This is a genomic window from Lysobacter antibioticus (assembly GCF_000731095.1).
Classification (GTDB): domain Bacteria; phylum Pseudomonadota; class Gammaproteobacteria; order Xanthomonadales; family Xanthomonadaceae; genus Lysobacter; species Lysobacter antibioticus_B.
This window is the reverse complement of record NZ_JMTZ01000012.1, coordinates 48,267-70,227: the sequence shown is the minus strand read 5'-3', so window position 1 is coordinate 70,227 and position 21,961 is coordinate 48,267. Positions and strand designations below refer to the sequence as shown.

The window sequence follows — 21,961 nt, the reverse complement described above, 5'->3', positions numbered from 1 at the left end:
GGACGGCATCGAAAGCAGATGTGCCGGGCTCGTTCGGTTTTCGGCCTCTAGCGTGCGTTCGCGGCAAAGCGGCGAGGTATCGCTTTTTTTGCTGTCATCCCCGCGGAGGCGGGTAAATGGATGCGCTCGCGAGCCATAGGCTCGCGCATCCATGAACGCCAGGGCGCCATGCGCTCCGGCCGGGCCGCAGAGACTTCAGAGTCATGTTGCGATAAAGCCCCGGATATTCGGCTACGCCGGAATAAGGCGGAGCTCGCTTTCGAGGGAATGACGGGCCGGGCGAACTCGAAGAGCACGGTGGGGCTTCGCCGTAGGCGCCACTGGACACCCGTTGCGAGGCCGCCGAACGCGCCGGACAACCAGGCCCAGCATGGCCTGGCGTTGAAATCTGCGACAGGTTTTTCTGCCGGCCCGGACCGATTGCAACGCTCATCGCAAAAAAGACTTGAAAATATTTGAATGCGCATTAAGATTGCGGCCTGCACCAACGCCGCGAATTCCCAAGGGAATCCACCGGTTCGATGCAGCGGTAAGCGGCAATCATGAAGATCTGATTGCAGGCTTGCAGAAAGTAACGCCGGCCGTTATGATGGTCGGCCTGATGCGGGGTGGAGCAGTCTGGCAGCTCGTCGGGCTCATAACCCGAAGGTCGCAGGTTCAAATCCTGCCCCCGCTACCAGCTTTGGCTGGCGAATCGAAAGCCTCTCTAGAGGCTTTCTTTTTTGGCCGCGAAGCTCGGGCTTTGTGATCGCGCTCTGCTCGCGCGAACACACCGAAATCCAGTTGTACGGACAAGGGGCCCGATGGGCCCCTTGTTGTTTTTGGGTTTCCGGAAGCTTCGTTTCGAATGGCGTCCCGCGTTCATGCGCTTGCGGACCGCGAAACGGATGGCAGTGGAAACATGACGTATCGAACATTGGTTACACCAGGATTGGTTACACCAGTCGCAACCCCGAGTCAGGAGTCAGGCGCGTGACGGACAAGGCAACGCAAATCGCTGCATTGCTCGCCCCGACGGTAGAGTCGTTGGGCGTGGAACTGCTCGGCGTGGAATATCTGCCGGCCGCCGGCAATGCAGTGCTGCGTATTTATATCGATGTGCCCGCCGATGAAGCGGCCGCCGGTGCCGATGGCGCCGAGCCGCGTTCGGTGTCGATCGAGGACTGCGAGGCGGTAAGCCGCGAAGTGTCGGCGCAGCTCGACGTCGAGGACCCGATCAGCAGCAATTACACCCTCGAAGTGTCGTCGCCGGGCATCGACCGCCCGCTGTTTACGCTCGAGCATTACCGCCGCCTGGTCGGCGAAACGGTCAAGGTCGCGCTCAAGCTGCCGCACGAAGGCCGCCGTCGCCTGCAGGGCCGGATCGTCGCCATCGAAGGCGAGCAGGTCGTGTTCACGGTCGAGGCCGCGACGTTCACCGTGCCGTTCTCGAACATCGACAAGGGCCGTCTGGTGCCCGACTGGGCCGCGCTCGGCCTGGCCCCGAGCAAGGGCGAGCCGCAGGGCGCGCCGGCCAAGGGCCGACCCAAGAACAAGTCCTCGAAGGCCAAGCCTTCGAAGAAGAAGTGATCACAACGATTCAGATTCAGCCAATTACCAATCCCAATAGCCGGCGGCTGCGAGCCGACCCGTGCGGAGTGACGAAATGAGCAAGGAACTGTTGCTGGTAGTGGACGCGGTAGCCAACGAAAAGGGCGTGCCGCGCGAAGTGATCTTCGAGGCCATCGAGGCCGCGCTGGCTTCGGCCGCGAAGAAGCGCTACCACGATGAGGACGTGCTGGTCCGCGTCAGCATCGACCAGAAGGACGGCAGCTACGAGACCTTCCGCCGCATGGAAGTGGTCGCCGACGACGTGGTCATGGAGTCCCCGGACCGCCAGATCCGCCTGATGGACGCGATCGACGAAGTCGAAGGCGTCGAGGTCGGCGACTACATCGAAGAACAGATCGAAAACCCGGATTTCGGCCGCATCGCCGCCCAGGCCGCCAAGCAAGTCATCGTCCAGCGCGTGCGCGAGGCCGAGCGCGCCCAGGTCGTGGACCAGTGGAAGGACCGCGTCGGCGAGCTGGTCACCGGCATCGTCAAGCGCGTGGAGCGCGGCAACATCTACGTCGACCTGGGCGGCAACGCCGAGGCGATCATCCCGAAGGACAAGGGCATTCCGCGCGACGTACTGCGCGCCGGCGACCGCGTGCGCGGTTTCCTGTTCGACGTGCGCACCGAGCCGCGCGGCCCGCAGCTGTTCATCAGCCGCGCCGCCCCCGAATTCATGATGGAGCTGTTCAAGCTCGAAGTGCCGGAAGTCGGCCAGGGCCTGGTCTCGATCAAGGCCTGCGCACGCGATCCGGGCGACCGCGCCAAGATCGCCGTGCTCGCCCACGACAACCGCACCGATCCGATCGGCGCCTGCATCGGCATGCGCGGTTCGCGCGTGCAGGCGGTGTCCAACGAGCTCAACGGCGAGCGCGTCGACATCGTGCTGTGGTCGGACAACCCGGCCCAGTTCGTCATCAACGCGATGGCGCCGGCGGAAGTGCAGTCGATCATCGTCGACGAAGAAAAGCATTCGATGGACCTGGCCGTGGCCGAAGACCGTCTGGCCCAGGCGATCGGCAAGGGCGGCCAGAACGTGCGCCTCGCCAGCCGCCTGTCGGGCTGGCAGCTCAACGTCATGACTCAGGACCAGGTCACGGCGAAGTCCGAGGCCGAACAGTCCTCGGCCCGCCAGCTGTTCCAGGACAAGCTCGAGGTCGACGAGGAAATCGCCGGCATCCTGGTCTCGGAAGGCTTCAGCACGGTCGAGGAGATCGCCTACGTGCCGGTCGGCGAGCTGCTGGCGGTGGAGGGCTTCGACGAGGACATCGTCGAGGAACTGCGCGCCCGCGCCCGCGACGCCCTGCTCAACGAGGCGCTGGCCGCCGAGGAAGAGCTCGACGAGCACCAGCCGGCCGCCGATCTGCTGTCGCTGGAAGGCATGGACGAGTCGCTGGCCTTCACGCTCGCCTCGCGCGGGGTGGTCACGCGCGACGACCTGGCCGACCTGGCGACCGACGAGTTGACCGATATCGAAGGCGTCGACGAGGAACGTGCCGCCGCCCTGATCATGGAAGCGCGCAAGCACTGGTTCGAATGAGGTGACACACGTCGCAAGAGGCTCAAAGAGCGTCTTGCGGCACACCGAGACCGGCCTGGCCGGCCTCGGATTCGCAGGATCGGGCATCGGCCCGGTCCGCGGGCAGGCCAAAAAGGTCTGTGCGAGCCGGTCGTGCGGCGCGCGCGGAGCTAGAATGGCGCCATCACGCGCGGGACTCGTCCCGCGCCACGAGGACACGGAAACCGAATGTCGCAGCAAACCACCATCCGCAAGCTGGCCGAACTGGTGAACACGCCGGTCGAGAAGTTGCTGGAACAGCTGGCCGAGGCCGGCATGAAGTTCAGCGGCCCCGACCAGGTCGTGACCAGCATCGAGAAAGTCAAGCTGCTCGGCTTCCTCAAGCGCGCTCACGGCAAGGTCGACAAGCCGGCCGAGACCGACGAGGCGGCGAAGAAGATCACGCTCAATCGCAGCCGCAAGCAGGAAATCACCGTCGGTGGCGGCAAGAACCGCACCACCGTCGACGTGGTCGTGCGCAAGAAGGTGACGCTGGTGAAGCCGAACGAATCCGGCCAATCCATCTCGCCGGACGACGAACGCGCCGAGATCCTGCGCAAGCTCGAAGAGTCCAAGCAGCGCAACCTCGCCGAACAGCAGCGCCTGGCCGCCGACGACCAGCGTCGCGCCGACGCGGCCGATGCGGTGCGTCGCGCCGCCGAGGAAGCTGCGCGCGCCAAGGCCGAGCAGGCCGAGGAAGAGCAGAAGACCAAGCTCGCCGACGCCAGCGTCGTCGTCGCGGCCGCCGAGGCCGCTGCAGAGACGACCACGGCCGTACGCAAGCCGCCGACGACCCACGGTCACGGCCATCCGAAGCCGGCCGCGCCGGCTCCGGCCCGGGTCGACCACAACGCGCCGCGCCACAAGACCCGCGGCTCGCACGCGATGGTCGCCGGCGTCGAGGACGACGATGCGGCCAACCGCTTCGCCGGCCAGCTGCATCTGAGCGCCTCCGACCGCGCCCGTCGCACCAGCAGCTCGCGCGGCAAGTCGCGGCCGCAGCCGCGTCGCCAGTCCGAGCAGTCGCGCTCCGGCGGCGGCCAGCACGGCTTCTCGCGTCCGACCGCACCGATCGTGCGCGAAGTCGCGATCGGCGAGACCATCACGGTCGCCGACCTGGCCCAGAAGCTCGCCCTCAAGGGCGGCGACGTGGTCAAGGCGCTGTTCAAGATGGGCGTCATGGCGACCATCAACCAGAGCATCGACCACGACACCGCCGCGCTGGTGACCGAAGAACTCGGCCACACCGTCGTGCGCACCAACGCCAATGCCGCCGAGGACGCGCTGATCGCGCACGCCGAGGAAGTGCAGGGCGACAAGGTCGCGCGTCCGCCGGTGGTGACCATCATGGGTCACGTCGACCACGGCAAGACCTCGCTGCTCGACTACATCCGTCGTACCAAGGTCGCCTCGGGCGAAGCCGGCGGAATCACCCAGCACATCGGCGCGTACCACGTCGAAACCGCGCGCGGCGTGATCAGCTTCCTGGACACCCCGGGCCACTCCGCCTTCACCTCGATGCGCGCGCGCGGCGCCAAGCTGACCGACATCGTCGTGTTGGTGGTCGCCGCCGACGACGGCGTCATGCCGCAGACCAAGGAAGCCGTGCAGCACGCCAAGGCGGCCGGCGTGCCGCTGATCGTGGCGATCAACAAGATCGACAAGTCCGGCGCCGATCCGCTGCGGGTCAAGAACGAGCTGCTCGCCGAGGGCATCGTCGCCGAAGATTTCGGCGGCGAGACCCAGATGGTGGAGCTGTCGGCCAAGACCGGCGACGGCGTCGACGATCTGCTCGACGCGATCTCGCTGCAGGCCGAAGTGCTGGAACTGCGTGCGGTGCCGATCGGCCGCGCCACCGGTACGGTCATCGAATCCGCGCTCGACAAGGGCCGCGGCCCGGTCGCGACCGTGCTGGTCCAGCAGGGCCAGCTCAAGAAGGGCGATTACCTCGTCTGCGGCGTGCAGTACGGCCGCGTGCGTGCGCTGTTCGACGAAACCGGTTCGCAGGTGCAGGAAGCGGGTCCGTCGATCCCGGTGCAGGTGCTCGGCTTGTCGGGCGTGCCCGATGCCGGCGACGACTTCGTGGTCGTCGAGGACGAGCGTCTGGCCAAGGACGTCGCCCAGCAGCGCGACGCCAAGCGCCGCGAATCGCGCCTGGTCGCCGCTGCCGGCAACCGCATGGAAGACATCATGGCCCAGATGGGCAAGGGCGAGGGCCAGCTGAGCCTCAACCTGGTCATCAAGGCCGACGTGCAGGGTTCGGTCGAGGCGCTGCGCCAGTCCTTGATGGCGCTGTCGAACGACCAGATCCGCATCAACGTGATCAGCTCCGGCGTCGGCGGCATCACCGAGTCCGACGCGAACGCGGCGGCCACGGCCAAGGCCACGGTGATCGGCTTCAACGTCCGCGCCGACGCCTCCGCGCGCCGCATCATCGAAGGCAACGGCGTCGACCTGCGTTACTTCTCGATCATCTATGACGTGATCGACCAGGTGAAGCAGGTGGCTTCGGGCATCCTCGGCGTCGAGATCCGCGAAGAAATCATCGGCATCGCCGAAGTGCGCGACGTGTTCCGCAGCTCCAAGTTCGGCGCGGTCGCCGGTTGCATGGTGGTCGAAGGCGTGGTCAAGCGCAGCAAGCCGATCCGCGTCCTGCGCGACAACGCCGTGGTCTTCGAGGGCGAGTTGGAATCGCTGCGCCGCTTCAAGGAAAACGTCGACGAAGTGCGCAACGGCACCGAATGCGGTATCGGCGTGAAGGCCTACAACGACGTCAAGCCGGGCGACCAGATCGAGTGCTTCGAGCGCATCGAAGTGCAGCGGACGCTGTAAGACAGGGAATCGGGAATCGGGAGTCGGGAATCGCAAGGCGGTTATCGGCAACCGGTTCCCCCTTCCGCTCTACCGATTCTCTTTCCCGTTTCTCGTTTCCCGGATCCACATGCCCAGCAGCAAATCGTTCCATCGCACCGACCGCGTTTCCGCCCAGCTCCGCCGCGAGCTCGGGACGCTGGTGCATGAGGCTGTGCGCGAGCACAACCTGCCGTCGGTAAGCGTTTCCGACGTCGAGGTCTCGCGCGACCTGGCCCATGCCAAGGTGTTCGTGACCGCGCTGCAGGCCGAGCGTTCCAAGGAGGCCGTCAAGGCGCTCAAGGAACTCTCGCGCGAGCTGCGTTACCAGCTGGGCCGGGCGATGAAGCTGCGTCACGTACCCGAACTGCATTTCCATTACGACGATTCGGTCGATCGCGGCGAGCGCATCGGCATCCTGTTGCGCGATCTGCCGCCGCTGGAAACCGACGCTGAAGCCGACGGCGATCGGGCCGCCGGCCAAAGCGACGGCGACGCCAAGCCGGAGTAAGCGCAGGCAGGCGCTGGCGCCCGGTCCGTCGGTCGGTACCGGCGCGAAGCCGCCAAGTCCGGCGCAGTCGTTCGCGATCCGCGAGGACTCGATCGTGGCTCTGTCCGATCTACGCGCGCGGCGCGTCTCACAGCACCCCGACCGCCTTCGCGCGGCGTTCTTTCCCTTCTTTCTTGCCCGAGCAGGAGCCCTCGCATGTCGCAGCCACCGCCGCGTTACGGCGCGCCGATTTCGTTAGCGGCCGCCGGCCGGGTCATGCGCGCCGCGCAGGCCGAGGCCGAACGCCTGCAATGGCCGATGGTCATCGCCATCGTCGACAGCGGCGGCCATCTGGTGATGTTGCACAAGCTCGATCAGGCGCAATATGGCAGCATTCCCGTGGCCCAGGCCAAGGCCGAGACGGCGGTCAAGTTCCGCCGTCCGACCAAGGCGTTCGAAGACGCGGTCGCTGCCGGCGGGTTGGGGCTGCGATTGCTCGGAATCGATGGTCTGTTGCCGTTGGATGGCGGGCTGCCCCTGATCGTGGGCGGCGAGTTGATCGGTGCGATCGGCGTGTCCGGGATGCAGGCGGTTCAGGACGCGCAAATCGCGCAGGCAGGGGCGGACGGCTTGCTTGAACACGACGCGTAAACGCAATTGGCGCAACGTCGACGGCTTGCTGCTGCTCGACAAGCCCCCCGGCATCAGCTCCAACCAGGCGCTGCAGCAGGCACGTCATCTGTTTCGTGCGGAGAAGGGCGGCCACACCGGCAGCCTCGACCCGCTCGCGACCGGCCTGCTGCCGCTGTGCTTCGGCGAAGCGACCAAGATCGCCGGGCTGCTGCTCGGCGCGCGCAAGGCCTACAGCGCGACCGCGGTGCTCGGCCTGACCACCGACAGCGACGACGCCGACGGCGCGCCCCTGCTCGAACGTCCGGTGCCCGAATTCGACGACGCGGCGATCGAAGCCGCCTTGGCGCCCTTGCGCGGCCCGATCCGCCAGCGCGCGCCGATCTATTCCGCGCTCAAGCAGGGCGGCGAACCGCTGTATGCGAAGGCCCGCCGCGGCGAAGTCATCGAAGCGCCCGAGCGCGACGTCGTCGTCCACTCTTTGAGCGTGACCGGCCGCGACGGCCCGCGCCTGGAGCTGCACATCGAATGCGGCTCCGGCACCTATGTGCGCAGCCTGGTCCGCGACCTCGGCGAGGCCCTCGGCTGCGGCGCTCACGTCGCGACCTTGCGCCGGCTCTGGGTCGAACCGTTCATGCAGCCGCGCATGATCACCCTCGATGCGCTGCGCGAACTGGCCGAGCAGGGCAGCGACCCCGCCCTCGACGCCTGCCTGCTGCCGATCGAGGCCGGGCTGAGCGGTTTCGGCCGGGTCAGCCTGGATGCCACCGCGGCCGAGCGCCTAGGCCATGGCCAGGCGGTCAGCTGCGAGCCCGGAGAACCGGGCCTGGTGGCGGTGTTCGGCGAAGCCGGGCGCTGCCTGGGCCTCGGTTTACGCCAGGCCGAAGGGCGGCTGCAGCCGCAGCGCCTGTTCCGTTGGGCGGCGCAAGGCGGCTGAGCGGCTGCCGCGAGGCGGCAGCAACCACAGAACCGAATCGCAACGGGCAGGGGCCGCAATGAAATCCATCGTTTGTGCGGCGCTGGCCGGTTTGCTGGCGATCGCTGCTCCGGTATTCGCCGATGAGCCCGAATGGCTGCAGCGGCTCGATCGCAGCCGCCCGGAAACGGTCGCCGAGCAGGCGCGCGGCTGCGCAGTCTCCAATGACGGGTTGTGCGCAGCCTATCTCGCCGATCCAGCGGTGCTCAGGGACATTCGCGAGGTGTTCACCGAGGTTTTCGAGCAGGTCGAGCCCGAGTTCATTCCCTCGGAATTCCTGGAGGTGCTGGGCGGCAAGACGCCAGGGGAACTGAAAGCGCTGGACGATGCCCAGTTCTTCGCGACCTTCCTGGCAGGCCTCACCCGGCAGCCTGGGGTGCAGCGAGTGAAGAGTCTGACTCTCATCGGCGGGCTCTACGAAGGGGCCGACCTGTATCACGCGGTGGGACGGGCGACCTATGACGCAAGCGGCGGGGCCGGTCCGGCCTGGGAGATGCGGATCATCAGTCTGAGCAAGGTCGACGGGCGCTGGCGGCTGCAGCCGCCCAAGGATTTCCAGCAAATACGCCATTTGTTGAAGCGACTGCGTTCGCGGCCAGGCAGTCCCTGGGCGCCGGAAGCGGCCGGGCAGGCGGCGGGAGAGGCCGAGCCGGCGACCAGTAACTGAACGGGTGTCGCAGCTGTCCGGGCGGGCACCGCCCAGTGACCCACGGGTCGCATTCGCCGCCGCGGGCTGGTACAATCCCGCCGCTTTTCAAGCACTTCCAAACGGGACCTGCTTGGACGGCAATCCTCACTAAAGCAAGCGGCGGGCCAGGCGGTGCGTCGGGGCGATTTTGTCGCGACCGATTCGCTTCTGCGGGCCCCGCATCTACAGAGAACATAAGTCATGTCGATCGACACCAGCAAGATCATTGAAGACAACAAGCGCGGCGCCGCCGACACCGGTTCGCCGGAAGTCCAGGTCGCCCTGCTCACCGCTCGCATCGAGTTGCTCACCGGCCACTTCAAGCAGCACAAACAGGATCACCACAGCCGCCGCGGCCTGCTGATGATGGTCAACCGTCGTCGCAGCCTGCTTGATTACCTCAAGCGCAAAGACGGCGATCGCTACAAGGCTCTGATCGAAAAGCTCGGTCTGCGCCGCTAACCGGACACCCAACCGCGGCGCAGCGATGCGCCGCGGTTTGTTTTGGCGGGCATGAAAACCCGCGTGGCGCTGCAGGACGCAACGCCGCCTGCGCTTGATGAGCGCATGGCTTCGACCTGGCGAAACCGGGTCACGTGCAACGCGGCCGGTCGGACCGGCGCAACGCACACCCACCTATTGGTCGCCGGCGCCGGCGACCGACCGGAGCGGGGCAAGGGCCCCGACCGGAACGCATAGATACCGAAGGAACCCACCCGTGGCAAAAATTACCAAGACCTTCCAATACGGCAACCATCAGGTGACCCTGGAGACCGGCGAAATCGCCCGTCAGGCCGGCGGCGCCGTCATCGTGAAGATGGAGGACACCGTGTTGCTGGTGACGGCCGTCGCCGCCAAGAGCGCGCGCGAAGGCCAGGACTTCTTCCCGCTCACCGTGGATTACCAGGAGAAGTTCTACGCCGGCGGTCGCATCCCGGGCGGCTTCTTCAAGCGCGAAGGCCGTGCGACCGAGAAGGAAACGCTGATCTCGCGCCTGATCGACCGTCCGATCCGTCCGCTGTTCCCGGAGGACTACCGTAACGAAGTCCAGATCATCGCCACGGTCATGTCGATGAATCCGGAAATCGACGGCGACATCCCGGCCCTGATCGGTGCCTCGGCCGCGCTCGCGCTGGCCGGCACCCCGTTCCAGGGCCCGATCGGCGCGGCCAAGGTCGGTTACAAGAACGGCCAGTACCTGCTCAACCCGACCGCCGCCGAGCTGGCCGAATCCGAGCTCGAGCTCGTCGTCGCCGGCACCTCGAACGCGGTGCTGATGGTCGAATCCGAAGCCAAGATGCTGTCCGAGGACGTCATGCTCGGCGCGGTGATGTTCGGCCATCGCGAAATGCAGAAGGTCATCAACATCATCAACGAGCTCGTCGTCGAAGCCGGCACCAAGCCGTCGACGTGGGAAGCTCCGGTCAAGAACGAGGCGCTGATCGCCGCGCTGAAGGAAGCCGTCGGCGGCCAGCTCGCCTCCGCTTTCCAAGTGCGCGACAAGCTGCAGCGCCGCGACGCCATCGGCGCGATCAAGAAGGACGTGCTGCAGAGCCTCGCCGGCCGCGCCGAAGCCGACGGCTGGAGCACCTCGGAGCTGTCGAAGGAATTCGGCGAGCTCGAGTACCAGACCATGCGTAACTCGGTGCTCGACACCAAGGTCCGCATCGACGGCCGCGCCCTCGACACCGTGCGTCCGATCGCTTCGCGCGTCGGCGTGCTGCCGCGTACCCACGGCTCCTCGCTGTTCACCCGCGGCGAGACCCAGGCCATCGTGGTCGCCACCCTCGGCACCGCGCGCGACGGCCAGATCATCGACGCCGTCTCGGGCGAGTACAAGGAACACTTCCTGTTCCATTACAACTTCCCGCCTTACTCGGTCGGCGAAGCCGGCCGCATGATGGGCCCGAAGCGTCGCGAAATCGGCCACGGCCGCCTCGCCAAGCGCGGCGTGCTCGCCGTGATGCCGACGATGGAAGAATTCCCGTACACCATCCGCATCGTCTCGGAAATCACCGAGTCGAACGGTTCGTCCTCGATGGCTTCGGTCTGCGGCAGCTCGCTGGCGCTGATGGACGCCGGCGTGCCGATCAAGGCGCCGGTCGCCGGCATCGCGATGGGCCTGGTCAAGGAAGGCGACAACTTCGTCGTCCTGTCGGACATCCTGGGCGATGAAGATCACCTCGGCGACATGGACTTCAAGGTGGCCGGCACCTCCGAGGGCATCTCGGCGCTGCAGATGGACATCAAGATCCAGGGCATCACCGAAGAGATCATGAAGGTCGCGCTGGGCCAGGCGAAGGCCGGCCGTCTGCACATCCTCGGCGAGATGGCTCACGCCCTCACCGAATCGCGCACCGAGCTGTCCGAGTACGCGCCGCGTCTGCTGACCATGAAGATCCACCCGGACAAGATCCGCGAAGTGATCGGCAAGGGCGGCTCGACCATCCAGGCGATCACCAAGGAAACCGGCACCCAGATCGACATCCAGGACGACGGCACCATCGTCATCGCTTCGGTCAACGCCGCCGCCGCTCAGGCCGCGAAGGCGCGCATCGACCAGATCGTGTCCGACGTCGAGCCGGGCCGCATCTACGAAGGCAAGGTCGCCAAGATCATGGACTTCGGCGCCTTCGTGACGATCCTGCCGGGCAAGGACGGTCTGGTCCACGTCTCGCAGATCTCCAACGAGCGCGTCGAGAAGGTCAGCGACAAGCTCAAGGAAGGCGACGTGGTCAAGGTCAAGGTGCTGGAAGTCGACAAGCAGGGCCGTATCCGCCTGTCGATGAAGGCCGTCGAAGAAGGCGAGGGCGTCGTCGCCGAGTAATCGGCACGCGCAACGTCGGATTCGAGAAAAGCGGGCTTCGGCCCGCTTTTCTTTTGTGCGCCGTTTAGCTTCGCGCCTGCGGCGGAAGCAGCCGGCGACATACCGGCAGGCATTGCCTGGGACAGTCGCGGCGGATCGACTTGCGCCGGGCTCGCGGATGGGCTTCCATCGTGGCCGAACCCTGCCTCGACTGCGGTTCGACCAAAGGAGAACGCCGAGATGCGAAGGAAGCTGCTGTTAGGTCTGGCGACCGCGATGCTGGCCGCGCCCGCGGCGGCGCAGCCGTCGTCAACGCAAGGCGGTGCACCGTCCTCTGTCGCGGCCGTGGCGGCCGTGGCGCCGCCGCCCATCGTCGACATGGACGTGGTGGTGGTTTCCGGCGTGCAGCCGGGGCCCGGCCTGTGGAAATTCCACAAGGGCGATCGCGTGTTGTGGATCCTGGGAACGCTGTCGCCGCTGCCCAAGGACATCACCTGGCTGTCGCGCGACATGGATGCCGCGATCGCGCAATCGCAGCTCGCATTGCAGCCGCCGCGCCTGTCGGTCAGCGCCGATATCGGCCTGTTCGGGCGCCTGTCGTTGTTGCCTTCGATGCTGAAGCTGCGCAAGAACCCCGGCGGCGCGAAACTGCAGGACGTGCTGCCGGCGGACTTGCATGCGCGTTGGCAGGTGTTGAAGCTCAAATACATCGGCCGCGACAACAGCGTCGAGAACTGGCGGCCGCTGTTCGCGGCGAGCGAGCTCTATCGTGCGGCGCTGAAGAAAAGCGGTCTCGACGAAACCGGCATCGTCGGGCCGGCGATCCGCAAGGCGGTCGAGGCGGCCGGGATCGAAACGCGCTCCACCAGCCTGCCGCTCAAGGTCGAGGATCCGAAACAGACCCTCAAGGCCTTCAATGCGACCACGCTCGACGACGTGGCCTGCTTCCGCAAGACGCTGGACCGGCTCGAAACCGACCTGGCGATCATGACTACGCGCGCCAATGCCTGGGCCACCGGCGACATCGACGCGCTGCGTGCCTTGCCTTACGAAGATCAGCACGAGGCTTGTCTGGACGCACTGACCGGCTCGGGCTTCTCGCAGAAGCTCGGTATGGACGATGTCCAGGCGCAGATGGCCGAGCACTGGTATCACGCCGTCGACGGCGCGCTGAAGGAACAGCGGGTGGTCTTCACCGTCCTGCCGATATCGCAGTTGCTCAAGGCCGACGGCGTCGTCGCCAAGCTGCAGGCCAAGGGCTTTGAGGTCGAGGCGCCGTAACCGGCCGCAAACGGTCCATTCCGGCGCCGGGACGCGCCTGTCCGCTGCGCCGATGCCGCGGCCCACCAAGGCGATTTCATCGACCCAGGAGGACGCCGGCCGTCGCGAGCGGCCGGCGTCCTGCGCGCGATCAGTGTTCGAGCACGCTCACGCTGGTCACGTATTGCGAGTCGGCGGTCCACGGCGAGGGATTGCCGACGCCGAGACCGACCTGCAGGGTCTTGCCGGCGATGTTGCCGAGGTCGAAATAACGCATCGGCACCAGCGCGCCCGGGCACCAGCTGCGCGGGTTGGTGGTGTTGTTGTTGCGGAAGATGCCCGGGTTGCCGCGCGGGCTGAACTGCTCGTAGCTCGCGCAATCGATCTTGGTGCTGAAGGTCGCGATCTGCGTGCCGTTGAGCTTCACCGCGATGTTGGTGTTGGTGTATTCCTGGCCGCCGCTGGAAGCGCCGTAGCCGGCGATGCTGACCGCGAGGGTGGCGATGCCCAGGTTGGCGGTGTGCGAGACGGTGGCGGTGGCGATGCTGTCGTCCTTTTCCGAAGAACGCGACAGCAGGCCGATCACGTCGGGGTCGCTGCCGGGCGTGAGCGCCTGGGTGGAGACCAACGCCAGCGAGTACTTGAAGCCGACTTCGGCGATCGCCGGGTCGGTCACGCCGTGTTGTTCGCAGGCATCGCCGCCGTATTGCGGATTGGCGCCGCCGCTGATGCCGACCCAGATGTCGCGGTCGGGATTGGCCAGCGCCGCGGCATAGGGGTTCATCGGCGCATCCGGATACACCCGGGTCGCTTTCGCGCCCTGCCACATGTCGCTGAACGGCGAAATGAAGTCGGTGAAGGTCACCCGCGGCGTGTCGACGGTCGGCGCAATGCCCTTCGGCGTGCTGATGAAGAAGGCCGAGGCGAAGCGATCGTAGGGGTCGCACTGGGCGTGATAGACGATGCGCAGGGCGACGTCGTCGCCGATCTTGGCCTTCTCGGCGTCGCTGAGCTTGCGCGCGTACTCGGTGCCGCGCTTCCACATCAGTACGCCCGCAGGCGGCGTGTAGGTGGTCGGCTCGGTGCTGCGATAGATGCCGAACTGCGGCACCTGGTCGAGCACCTGCACCAGCTTCTCGGTGGCCGGCGGCGCGTCGTGGACCTCGAACTCGTAGATGCGCGCGGCGCTGTCGCTGCCCTGGGTCGGCGTGGCGATGTTGAGGCGGACGTAACGCGCGCTGGTCGCCGCGATCGGGTGCGTGCTGACGTTGGCGCTGTTGTTGCTCACGCTGACCGCGGTGCTCCAGGCGTTGCCGTTGGCCGAGGTCTGGATGTTGAAGCTCTTGCTGTTGAACGACGCCGGTTCGCCGCCGGCGCCGGCATGCTTGATCACGAAACTCGATATCGAACGGCTGGCGCCGAGATCGACTTGCAACCAACGGCTGCTGGCCGCGGAGCAGAACTTGTCGCTGTTGCCGCCGCCGGTGCTGCCGTTGAAAGCCTTCGCCGGCGCTTCGTTGGCGTTGCAGGCGGTCGAACCGGTGGCGGGTTTGTTCAAGGCGAGGTTGGCGGCCGAGGCCGTGCCGGCGAAGCCCAGGCACAGCAGCAGGCCCGCGAACTGCGAGCTGGTCAACTGCAGGCTGGTGAACGTCAGGCTCATGAGCCTCGGGCCTGCGTGCAGGCCCGGTCGGGGTGAAGCGCTCTGTCTCGATGGCATGAGGATGTCCTTGTCGGTGCGAAGGCGGCCGGCTCGACGATCGTTGCCGCGAAGGGGCTGCGGCAGGGGACGACTGGAACTGGCCAGGAACGGCGGGGCGCCGCCGCGACGGGGACCGACCGGAACGGTTTAGATCGATCCAATCGCGAGATTAGTGGAACCCGGCAGCGCACAACCCAGGCCTGCGCCCGCGCGGAGGGCGATTTAAGAGCAGCCGTCCGCAGTTTCGGATCGCGCTTCGATGGAGCGCGGGCGCAACCAGCGTCGCCGATGCTTGGACGAGGCCGATCGCACCAGGCCGATCGCGCTAGGCGGCTCGCGCCGGGCATGGCAGGATCGCGCCGATGAGTAACAGCCCCGATGCCACGACTTACCTGCGCGACCTCGCGCGCCTGCGCCGCGTGCGCGACCGCATCGACCGCGAGTACGCGCAGCCGCTCGACGTCGAGGCGCTCGCCCAGGGCGTGGGCATGTCGGCCGGGCATCTGAGCCGGCAGTTCCGCGCCGCTTACGGCGAGTCGCCGTATTCGTATCTGATGACTCGGCGCATCGAGCGCGCGATGGCCTTGCTGCGCCGCGGCGACCTCAGCGTCACCGAGATCTGCTTCGAGGTCGGCTGCTCATCGTTGGGCACCTTCAGCACGCGGTTCGCCGAACTGGTCGGCGTGCCGCCGAGCGTCTATCGGCGCGAAGCCGCACAGGCGGGCGACGGGCTGCCGGCGTGCGTGGAGAAGCAGGTGACGCGGCCGGTCCGGCAACGCGAAACCCCGGAGACGGGCAGTGCCTGAGGTCGTGGGCGCTTGGTTCCCGATGGATCGTACGTCGCCGACCGCAGCCGCGTGGTCGCGGCTTGCGCCGCTCCTACTCCCGCCGCTCCTACTCCAGAGTAGGAAGGTCAGTGGGTGTGGTAGATCTTGCTGAGGATCTTCCACTCGCCGCCGACCTTCAGCAGTTGGAACAGGTCGCTGTAGCGGGCGCCGTTCCACTGGTCGGATTCGACCCGTGCCTGCGCGATGGTGCCGACGATCTCGATCGAGACGATCTGCGCCTGCAGTTGCTTGGCCGCGGGTGCGCTGTCGATGTAGTCGAACAGGCTGCGGATCGGACTGCCGCCGATGCTGCCGTCGGCCGCGAGACCGTGGATGGTCGCTTGCGGCAGGAACGCCGGGCGCATGAGCTCGCTCTTGCCCTGGCGGCCGGCCTCGATATAGCGGTCGAGGACCTTGCGCACGGCGGCATAGTCTTCCGGAGAGGCCGTGGCTACGAGCTTGCTCGCTTCCGGCGCGGGCGGGCGCGCGGCTTGGGCTTGCGCTGCGGCGCTGCACCACGGCAGCAGCAGGACAAAAGCCGATGCCAGCATCAACAGTCGTGCTGGCCTTGCATCGTCTGTGTGGCGCATGGTTCGACCTGTGGTGGGCGTGCTTTAGTGGGCCTGCTGTGTGGGTGGGCCTGCTGTGATGAGCATGTCCCCTGTGCGGCGGCGATGGCTCCGGCTCGTGCGCTTGCGCCGGGCCGTCCATGGCGCGTTCGCGGAATATAGCCGCATTCGGGCACGACGACGGCCAGGCTCGACGAGCGGCGGTGCAGGCCGCCGCCGCGCGGCCCCTTGTCGGCAAGGTCTGCGCGGCGAAGACTCGGCGTAGCGACGTCGGTCCCCCGCGGGTAGCGTTTTCCGCTACCTCGCCGATCCCTGCGCCGGCCAGCCCCGGCACTGCTACATTCCGGGCGTCCCTTTATGGAGCGGTGGCCATGGCCTCGGGAAGTCTGGAACTGGAGGGTTTCGTCCGCGAAGCCTTGTTGCGTGGGCAATCGAAGGAGGCGACCGCACAGGCGCTGGCGGCGGCCGGCTGGAGTGCCGAGCAGACCCGCGGCGCGCTCGACGCCTATGCCGACGTCGGTTTCGTGCTGCCGGTGCCGAAGCCGCGCGCCTCGTTGTCGGCGCGCGAGGCCTTCGCCTACCTAGTGATGTTCACCACCCTGTACTTCGTCGCCTACCACCTCGGCAGCTTGTTGTTCGATCTGATCAACATCGCCTGGCCGGATGCCGCCGACAACGGTTACGAGTTTTGGCGCAAGAGCGTCGACGACTCGCTGCGCTGGTCGGTGTCGGCGCTGGTGATCGCTTTCCCGGTGTTCGCTTTCGTCGCCCACCGGGTCGCCCAGGACGTTGCGCGGCATCCGATCAAGCGCCTGTCGCCGGTGCGTCGCTGGCTGACTTACCTGACCTTGTTCATCGCCGCGACGGTGTTGATCGGCGACATGACCGCGTTGGTCTACAACCTGCTCGGCGGCGAATTGAGCCTGCGTTTCGTGCTCAAGGTGTTGGTGGTCGCGACGATCGCCGGCAGCGTATTCGGTTACTACCTGTGGGACCTGCGTCGCGAGGAGAGCCAGGCATGAGCGCACCGGTCGGACGTTGGCTGCTGATCGCAGCCGCAGTGGCGATCGCGGCGGCGGTGACGGCGGCGATCGTGGTCATGGGCGGCCCAGGTTCGCAGCGCGAGGCCAAGCTCGATCAGCGCCGCACGCAGGAACTGGACCGTATCAACGACGAGGTGCGCGACTATTGGAAACAGCAGGCGCGCCTGCCGGCGGATCTGCCGAGCCTGGCGAACCAACCGGGCGTGGCCCTGAGCACGGTCGATCCGGTTACCGCCGCGCCTTACCGCTACCTCGCCGGCGAGGCCGGCCGCTTTCGCCTGTGCGCGAGCTTCGCCACCGACACCGGGCGCGAGGATGCCAAGCGTCGAGCTACGAACGAATGGCATCCGCGCAGTTGGCGTCATCCGGCCGGCGAACACTGTTTCGAGCTCGACGCTTCCAAGCCCGAGAACTGAGCCGGCGGCGGCCGCATGCCGGCCGTCGCGCGCTCAGCCGCGGTCGCGCTGCGGCTGGGTATTCGACGGCAGGCGCACTCCGAGCAGGTCGCCCAGGCCGACGCGGCGCAGGAACTCGGCGCGGATGCGGTCGCCGACCGCACTGACGACGTCGCAACCGTCGCCGGCCGGGTCGACGTGCACGCGGAACGGGCGCCGGCCGTAAGGGCTCGCGACGATCTCGACGATGGCCTCGGCGACGCTGGCGACGTCGGCGTCCTCGGGCACGGTGCCGGCGAGTTTGCCCAGGATCTCCTCGCCGAAACCGGCGGCGACGCCGGCCTCGTAGTCGGCGTTGCGCGCGCTGTCGGCCGGCGTGCCCGAATTCAGGAAGTGATGGGTGCCCGAGGTGAACGCACCCGGCATCACGATGGAAGTCTCGATGCCCCAGCGCGCGAGTTCGCCGGCATAGCTGACCGCCAGCGAATCCATCGCCGCCTTCGCGGCGAAATAGGGGGCTAGATAAGGCGGGGGGCCGCCGCGCACGCTGCTGCTCGACACCCACAGCAGCAAGCCGCGGCCTTGTGCGCGCAACTGTGGCAGGGCGGCGCGATTGACGCGCTGGCTGCCGATCACGTTGGTGTCGTAGAGCTGCGCGTACTGCTCGGGCATGAACGCTTCGGCCGGGCCGAAGGCCATGTGGCCGGCGTTGTGGATCAGCACGTCGAGGCGGCCATGCGCGGCGACGACGTGCGCGATCGCGGCGTCGGCGGAGGCCTGCGAGGCGATGTCGAGTTCGAGTGCACGCAGGTCGACCCGGTGCTCGCGGGCATAGGCGCGGGCGGCCTCGACCTGGACGGCGTTGCGGCCGGCGGTGTCGCGCATGCTGGCGTAGACGGTGTGGCCGGCGTCGGCGAGCGCGCGCGCGGAGAGGGCGCCGAAACCGCTGGAGGCGCCGGTGACGAGAACGATCTGCTGGTTCATGGCAAAGCTCCGCTGACGGGCGTCGTCGACGCCCGCGATGAAGGGGATGGGTAGCGGGAGACGGCGCGGCGAAGACCGCGCCGCCGACGATCAGAAAACGTAGCCGCCGTTGACGCGCAGCACCTGCGAGTTCACCCAACTGCCGTCGGGGCCGGCGAGGAAGGACACGGCCGCGGCGATTTCCTCCGGCGTACCTAGGCGTTCCAGCGGCGCCAGGCCGCGGAAGTGTGCGATCTGTTCTTCGCTCTTGCCGTGCAGGAACAGCTCGGTGCCGACCGGGCCCGGGGCGACCGCATTGACGGTGATGTTGCGGCCGCGCAGTTCGTTGGCGAGCACGTGCACCAGGCCTTCGACGCCGGCCTTGGAGGCGATGTAGGGGCCGTAGGTAGGGAAGGCCTTGCCGATCACGCTGGTCGACAGGGCGACGATGCGGCCGCCGTCGCGCAGGTGCTGCGCGGCCAGGCCGAGCACGACGAAGCTGCCGCGCAGGTTGGTGCCGATGACGCGGTCGAACTCGGCCAGGTCGCCGCCTTGGATCGGCACGTACGGCATGATGCCGGCGCTGTTGACCACCGCGTCGAGGCGGCCGTAGGTCTGCAAGGCGAGGGCGAACACGCGCTCCATCGCGACGGGATCGGCGACATCGCCCTGGGCGGCGATGGCCTGGCCGCCGGCGTCGCGGATCTGCGCGACCACGGCCTCGGCGGCGGCGGCGTTGCCGGCGTAGTTGACGACGACCGCGTAGCCGTCGGCGGCGAGGCGCAGGGCGATGGCGCGGCCGATGCCGCGCGAGGCGCCGGTGACGAGGGCGGTCTGGGTCTGGACGGGCTGGGTGGACGACATGGCTGGGCTCCAGGTTGGGCGGCGGGGGCGGGATGCCAGGGTTCCGCGGTGGAGGCAGTCTGCTGATTGTTCTGAGTTGGATAAACCATGCTGGATTGGCAATACAATTCAATAATTGCCAACAATGTCGCCGCCGGCCGCCCGGGAGCCCGTCATGGACCGTTTCGAGGCCCTGCGCCTGTTCACCCGCATCGTCGAGCTCGGCAGCTTCACCCGCGCCGCCGGCGTGCTCGACCTGCCCAAGGCCACCGCGACCCATGCGATCAAGGAGCTGGAGGCGAGCCTGGGCGTGCGCCTGCTCGAACGCACTACGCGCCAGGTGCGGCCGACCCTCGACGGCCAGGCCTACTACGAACGCTGCGTGCACATCCTGGCCGAACTCGACGATGCCGATTCGGCGCTGCGCTCGGTCGCGAGCAATCCGCGCGGCACCTTGCGCCTGGACCTGCACGGCTCGCACGCGACCGGGATCATCCTGCCGCGCATCGACGAGTTCCGCGCGCGTTACCCGCATATCGACCTGGCGATCAGCAGCGGCGACCGCCTGGTCGACTTGGTGCGCGAGGGCATCGACTGCGTGGTGCGCGCCGGCAACCCGCGCGACTCGTCGTTGATCGCCAAGCGCCTGGCGGTGATGCCGGAAGCGACCTGTGCGAGCCCCGACTATCTGGCGTATTTCGGCACCCCAAAACATCCCGACGAATTGTCCGCGCACCAGTCGGTGGGGTTTTTCTCCAGCAACCGCGATGTGCGGTATCCGTTCGAGTTCATCGTCGACGGCGAATTGCGCGAGGTGCCGCTGAGCTCGTGGATCTCGGTCAACGAAGCCGAATGCTATGTCGCCGCGGCCTTGCGCGGCTGCGGATTGATCCAGTTGCCGCGGCATCACATCGAACCGCATCTGCGCGATGGCCGCCTGGTGGAAGTGTTGAGCGACTACCGCAGCCCGGGCGTGCCGGTGTCGGTGTTGTATCCGCAGCATCGGCAGCTGTCGCCGCGGGTGCGGGTGTTCGTCGACTGGGTGTCGGTGCTGTTCGCGGAGAAGTTCGGGGCGGAGTAGTGGGGTGGGCGCTACAACAGCAACAGCAACAGCAACAGCAAATCCCCCCTTAGACCCCTTTTTCAAAGGGGGGAAGAACTTGGGTTGCATCAAGCAAGGGACAGCGAGCGCTGACCGATGGCCCCCTTTTTAGAAGGGGGCGGCGCCGACGGAAATCGGTGAAGAGCGCGAAGGCAGAGCGCGGGGGATTTGCTCTTGCTCGCCCCGCGAAAAGAAGCAACGTCCCTCGGCCAGCGCGCGGACGGTCCGGCGTCAGTCCACCAATTGCCGCATATACCGCAGCAAACGCTCCAGCAAATCCGGATCGTCCGCCGCCGCCGGTTTCGTCGCCGGTTTGTACAGCCGGCGCAGCTCCGGCAGCGGTTTCGCCAGTGTTCCGAAATCGCGCATGATCCCGAGCGGCGCATAGCCGGTGTAGCCGGGAAATACCGTCGCAAGGTCGGTATTGCCCATCCGCCGCACCAGGATTTCCGACAGCACCTGACGGTGGTCGGTGGTCACCGGCACGTCGCCGAAATGCGGCGACAGGATTTCCGGATCGAGCCCGGACCAGGTGCCGTAGAAACGCCGGCCGTTGACCGGGCCGCCCAGCACCAGCACCGGATTGCCGTAGCCGTGGTCGGTGCCGCCGTTGGCGTTGGCGCGCACGCGCCGGCCGAATTCGGACTGCACCACCACGGTCACGCGCGAGGCGTGTCCGCTCGCATCCAGCGCGGCATAAAACGCCGACAAGGCCTGCGAGAGTTCGGCGATCTTGTTCTGGTAGTAGTGATAGCCGCTGCCGGCCGTGCCCTGGCCGTCATGGGTGTCCCAACCGCCGAGGTCGAGCGTGGCGTAGTGCAGGCCGAGGTCGAACTGGATCGACTGGGCGATGGTCCACAGTTGCTGGGCGAAGCCGCTGCTCGGCCAGCCCGCCGGCGGCGCGCTGTAGGACTGGCGCGCGATCACCTGCAAGGCGCGGTCGGCGCGTTGGCCGCCGAGTTCGAGCGCGGTCGTTCCGGCCCACAGGCTGGCCAGGGTTTCGTTGACGCCGCGGAAGCCGACCGGCGAATCGGGCCGCGCGGTCTGCCACGACCAGGCGCCGGCGTTGAGGGCGAAATCGCTCGGGCTGGCCATGGTCAGCGCCTGCACCGAAGCCAACAGCCCGGCCGGTTGCCGCGAAGCGACGCCGAGCGCCGGCAGTTTTTCCGCGCCGCTCAGGTTCGGCTGGGTGTTCATCGCGCGCGTCAACCAGCCGCTGCCGATGCCTTGTTGCCCGGGCGTGCCCAGGTCGATGTAGAGCTGCGCATCGAAGTGGCTGCGGGTCACGCTGGTAGCGAGTCCGCAGCCGTGCACGATGGCCAGGTGCCCGGCGTTCCACAGATCGCGCAGGCCGTTCGCCGAGGGATGCAAGCCGAAGCCGGTGGCGGCGCCAGTGCCGAGCGTCAACGGCAAGGCGCCGTAGGTGCCGGTCGCGGCGATCGACAGATTCGGCCGTGCCTGCTCGTAGAAACTGCGGTCGTTGCCGCTGATCGGCACGACCAGGTTGAGGCCGTCCAGGCCGCCGCGCAGGAACAGGTGCACGACAGTGTCGTGGCCGTTGGCGGCGGCGAAGGCGGGGTTGGCGAACAGCAGGGCGGGGCCGCCCACCGCACCGGCGGTGACGGCGGCAGTGCCTTTGAGAAACTCGCGTCGGGTCAGCGTCATGTCG

Annotated in this window: 19 protein-coding genes and 1 tRNA gene; 15 read left to right on the top strand and 5 right to left on the bottom strand. The window is 67.3% G+C overall.

The features are described 5' to 3' along the window. The first annotated feature begins 602 nt into the window (after positions 1–602). The 11 genes from EX88_RS0104800 (at position 603) to EX88_RS0104750 (ending at position 12,872) form a co-directional block, all read left to right on the top strand. Positions 603–679 (top strand) — tRNA-Met (locus tag EX88_RS0104800). A 293-nt stretch (positions 680–972) separates the two neighbouring features. Then, on the top strand, positions 973–1,569 hold the full coding sequence (gene rimP / locus EX88_RS0104795) for a ribosome maturation factor RimP (RefSeq protein ID WP_031370867.1): 597 nt from the start codon (positions 973–975) through the stop codon (positions 1,567–1,569). A 76-nt stretch (positions 1,570–1,645) separates the two neighbouring features. After that, positions 1,646–3,133, top strand: a complete 1,488-nt coding sequence (nusA, locus tag EX88_RS0104790) for a transcription termination factor NusA (protein WP_031370866.1) — start codon at positions 1,646–1,648, stop codon at positions 3,131–3,133. A 207-nt stretch (positions 3,134–3,340) separates the two neighbouring features. Next, complete coding sequence (gene infB, locus EX88_RS0104785) at positions 3,341–5,983, top strand: translation initiation factor IF-2 (protein WP_031370865.1); 2,643 nt, start codon at positions 3,341–3,343, stop codon at positions 5,981–5,983. A 109-nt stretch (positions 5,984–6,092) separates the two neighbouring features. Then, entirely contained in the window at positions 6,093–6,512 is a 420-nt protein-coding gene (rbfA, locus tag EX88_RS0104780) for a 30S ribosome-binding factor RbfA (RefSeq protein ID WP_031370864.1), read from the top strand. Between the two features lie 255 nt (positions 6,513–6,767). Next, positions 6,768–7,142, top strand: a complete 375-nt coding sequence (locus tag EX88_RS0104775; protein WP_200875798.1) for a GlcG/HbpS family heme-binding protein — start codon at positions 6,768–6,770, stop codon at positions 7,140–7,142. Continuing rightward, complete coding sequence (truB, locus tag EX88_RS0104770; protein WP_031370862.1) at positions 7,126–8,058, top strand: tRNA pseudouridine(55) synthase TruB; 933 nt, start codon at positions 7,126–7,128, stop codon at positions 8,056–8,058. The genes EX88_RS0104775 and truB overlap by 17 nt, the downstream gene beginning before the upstream one ends. Positions 8,059–8,116: 58 nt before the next feature. Then, positions 8,117–8,764: a hypothetical protein gene (locus EX88_RS0104765; RefSeq protein WP_031370861.1), complete on the top strand. Its 648-nt coding sequence runs from the start codon at positions 8,117–8,119 to the stop codon at positions 8,762–8,764. A gap of 222 nt (positions 8,765–8,986) precedes the next feature. Then, complete coding sequence (rpsO, locus tag EX88_RS0104760) at positions 8,987–9,247, top strand: 30S ribosomal protein S15 (protein WP_031370860.1); 261 nt, start codon at positions 8,987–8,989, stop codon at positions 9,245–9,247. A gap of 256 nt (positions 9,248–9,503) precedes the next feature. Further along, on the top strand, positions 9,504–11,612 hold the full coding sequence (pnp, locus tag EX88_RS0104755; RefSeq protein WP_031370859.1) for a polyribonucleotide nucleotidyltransferase: 2,109 nt from the start codon (positions 9,504–9,506) through the stop codon (positions 11,610–11,612). Positions 11,613–11,831: 219 nt separating this feature from the next. Next, positions 11,832–12,872, top strand: a complete 1,041-nt coding sequence (locus EX88_RS0104750) for a TraB/GumN family protein (RefSeq protein ID WP_031370858.1) — start codon at positions 11,832–11,834, stop codon at positions 12,870–12,872. 130 nt (positions 12,873–13,002) lie between these two features. Here the strand turns inward: EX88_RS0104750 and EX88_RS0104745 are convergent, their stop codons facing one another. After that, a complete protein-coding gene (locus tag EX88_RS0104745) occupies positions 13,003–14,511 on the bottom strand; it encodes a discoidin domain-containing protein (protein ID WP_031370857.1) in 1,509 nt (502 codons plus the stop codon). Between the two features lie 401 nt (positions 14,512–14,912). On the opposite strand from EX88_RS0104745, the gene EX88_RS0104740 reads away from it, so the two are divergent. Further along, a complete protein-coding gene (locus tag EX88_RS0104740) occupies positions 14,913–15,356 on the top strand; it encodes a helix-turn-helix transcriptional regulator (RefSeq protein WP_031370856.1) in 444 nt (147 codons plus the stop codon). A gap of 107 nt (positions 15,357–15,463) precedes the next feature. Here EX88_RS0104740 and EX88_RS0104735 read toward each other — a convergent pair whose 3' ends face one another. Beyond that, positions 15,464–15,928: a nuclear transport factor 2 family protein gene (locus tag EX88_RS0104735; protein WP_081930629.1), complete on the bottom strand. Its 465-nt coding sequence runs from the start codon at positions 15,926–15,928 to the stop codon at positions 15,464–15,466. A gap of 389 nt (positions 15,929–16,317) precedes the next feature. Between EX88_RS0104735 and EX88_RS0104730 the strand changes: the two genes are divergently transcribed. Then, positions 16,318–16,968, top strand: a complete 651-nt coding sequence (locus EX88_RS0104730; RefSeq protein WP_031370854.1) for a DUF5671 domain-containing protein — start codon at positions 16,318–16,320, stop codon at positions 16,966–16,968. After that, positions 16,965–17,405, top strand: coding sequence for a hypothetical protein (locus EX88_RS0104725; RefSeq protein WP_031370853.1), 441 nt, complete (start codon positions 16,965–16,967; stop codon positions 17,403–17,405). Before EX88_RS0104730 ends, EX88_RS0104725 begins: the two co-directional genes overlap by 4 nt. Before the next feature lie 33 nt (positions 17,406–17,438). On the opposite strand, the gene EX88_RS0104720 is transcribed toward EX88_RS0104725, so the two are convergent. Both EX88_RS0104720 and EX88_RS0104715 read right to left on the bottom strand, forming a co-directional pair. Continuing rightward, positions 17,439–18,368, bottom strand: a complete 930-nt coding sequence (locus EX88_RS0104720) for an SDR family oxidoreductase (RefSeq protein ID WP_036148066.1) — start codon at positions 18,366–18,368, stop codon at positions 17,439–17,441. Positions 18,369–18,458: 90 nt separating this feature from the next. Next, positions 18,459–19,211, bottom strand: coding sequence for an SDR family oxidoreductase (locus tag EX88_RS0104715; protein ID WP_031370851.1), 753 nt, complete (start codon positions 19,209–19,211; stop codon positions 18,459–18,461). A 154-nt stretch (positions 19,212–19,365) separates the two neighbouring features. On the opposite strand from EX88_RS0104715, the gene EX88_RS0104710 reads away from it, so the two are divergent. Then, the gene (locus tag EX88_RS0104710) at positions 19,366–20,271 is read left to right on the top strand and encodes a LysR family transcriptional regulator (protein ID WP_031370850.1); all 906 of its coding nucleotides are present in this window, start codon (positions 19,366–19,368) and stop codon (positions 20,269–20,271) included. Positions 20,272–20,523: 252 nt separating this feature from the next. Here EX88_RS0104710 and EX88_RS0104705 read toward each other — a convergent pair whose 3' ends face one another. Further along, entirely contained in the window at positions 20,524–21,957 is a 1,434-nt protein-coding gene (locus tag EX88_RS0104705) for a DUF1501 domain-containing protein (RefSeq protein ID WP_051884502.1), read from the bottom strand. Positions 21,958–21,961 lie beyond the last annotated feature (4 nt).